The organism is Oleiphilus sp. HI0043 (assembly GCF_001634935.1).
Map to the genome: position 1 here is coordinate 1 of NZ_LWEY01000811.1, position 413 is coordinate 413.

1 pseudogene is annotated in these 413 nt (G+C 47.7%); it reads left to right on the forward strand.

Features of this window, described 5'->3' with window-relative positions:
- A pseudogene (locus A3729_RS09265) lies at positions 1-315 on the forward strand (TIGR01212 family radical SAM protein); the annotation flags it as partial.
- Positions 316-413: the final 98 nt, after the last annotated feature.

A 413-nucleotide genomic window follows, 5' to 3' on the forward strand; every position in this document is an offset into this window, starting at 1 on the left:
CTTCCTGGCGAAGCAGCCCTTGATAGCCTGAAGTCCTTAGATAAAGTCTTGGCACTGGGAACAGATGGAATCAAGTTCCATCCGCTTCATATTGTAAAAGGAACGCAGCTAGCACGAGAATGGAAGAAAGGTTTGTATGAACCTGTCGCTGAGCAAGCGTATATCGATACCGTGGTCAAAATGCTTGAGCGCCTTCCTAAAAACGTAATCGTTCACCGGCTAACCGGAACAGCCTCGCAAGACATTCTGCTTGCCCCACAGTGGTGTGGGAAGAAGTGGCAAATACTCAATGCCATCAATGATCGGCTCAGTTAATGTGAGTCAAGGTGTTCTAGCAAGCGCCTTGCGGCTTCCTTAAACTCGGTATCCGGAAAGTTCTCGTCAATATAGTGCAAGAATGCACGTGCTTTTTC